Origin of the sequence: Pseudoalteromonas sp. DSM 26666, assembly GCF_900116475.1 — a bacterium.
Taxonomy (GTDB): Bacteria; Pseudomonadota; Gammaproteobacteria; order Enterobacterales; family Alteromonadaceae; genus Pseudoalteromonas; species Pseudoalteromonas tetraodonis.
Genome location: NZ_FPAR01000019.1, coordinates 1 through 1,409 on the forward strand (window position 1 = coordinate 1; position 1,409 = coordinate 1,409).

At 51.1% G+C, this 1,409-nt stretch carries 1 rRNA gene; it reads right to left on the reverse strand.

The features are described 5' to 3' along the window. Positions 1-35 precede the first annotated feature (35 nt). A 23S ribosomal RNA gene (locus tag BM380_RS18210) occupies positions 36-1,409 on the reverse strand; the annotation flags it as partial.

The following is a 1,409-nucleotide window of genomic DNA, read 5'->3' on the forward strand; positions in this document are numbered from 1 at the left end:
GCTTAAACTATCACATAAAACGCGTTTGGCGTTGTATGGTTAAGCCTCACGGGTAATTAGTACAAGTTAGCTTAATGGCTCACACCACTTCCACATCTTGCCTATCAACGTTGTAGTCTTCAACGGCCCTTCAGAGACTTTAAAAGTCTAGTGAGAACTCATCTCGAGGCCTGCTTCGCGCTTAGATGCTTTCAGCGCTTATCAGTTCCGAACGTAGCTACCGGGCAATGCCATTGGCATGACAACCCGAACACCAGCGGTTCGTTCACTCCGGTCCTCTCGTACTAGGAGCAACCCCTCTCAATTCTCAAACGCCCACGGCAGATAGGGACCGAACTGTCTCACGACGTTCTAAACCCAGCTCGCGTACCACTTTAAATGGCGAACAGCCATACCCTTGGGACCGACTTCAGCCCCAGGATGTGATGAGCCGACATCGAGGTGCCAAACACCGCCGTCGATATGAACTCTTGGGCGGTATCAGCCTGTTATCCCCGGAGTACCTTTTATCCGTTGAGCGATGGCCCTTCCATTCAGAACCACCGGATCACTATGACCTACTTTCGTACCTGCTCGACGTGTCTGTCTCGCAGTTAAGCTGGCTTCTACCATTACACTAACCGTACGATGTCCGACCGTACTTAGCCAACCTTCGTGCTCCTCCGTTACTCTTTGGGAGGAGACCGCCCCAGTCAAACTACCCACCAGGCACTGTCCGTAACCCCGATTCAGGGGCCAACGTTAGAACATCAAAACTACAAGGGTGGTATTTCAAGGACGACTCCACAAAAACTAGCGTCTCTGCTTCTAAGTCTCCCACCTATCCTACACATGTAGGTTCAATGTTCAGTGCCAAGCTGTAGTAAAGGTTCACGGGGTCTTTCCGTCTAGCCGCGGGTACACAGCATCTTCACTGCGATTTCAATTTCACTGAGTCTCGGGTGGAGACAGCGTGGCCATGGTTACACCATTCGTGCAGGTCGGAACTTACCCGACAAGGAATTTCGCTACCTTAGGACCGTTATAGTTACGGCCGCCGTTTACCGGGGCTTCGATCAAGAGCTTCTCCGAAGATAACCCCATCAATTAACCTTCCGGCACCGGGCAGGTGTCACACCGTATACGTCATCTTGCGATTTTGCACAGTGCTGTGTTTTTAATAAACAGTCCCAGCCACCTGGTCACTGCGGCTCCAATCAGCTTAGGGAGCAAGTCCCATCACCAATCGGAGCGTACCTTCTCCCGAAGTTACGGTACGATTTTGCCTAGTTCCTTCACCCGAGTTCTCTCAAGCGCCTTAGTATTCTCTACCTGACCACCTGTGTCGGTTTGGGGTACGATTCGGTATAATCTGAAGCTTAGAGGCTTTTCCTGGAAGTATGGCATCAGCAACTTCATCACCTTGGTGA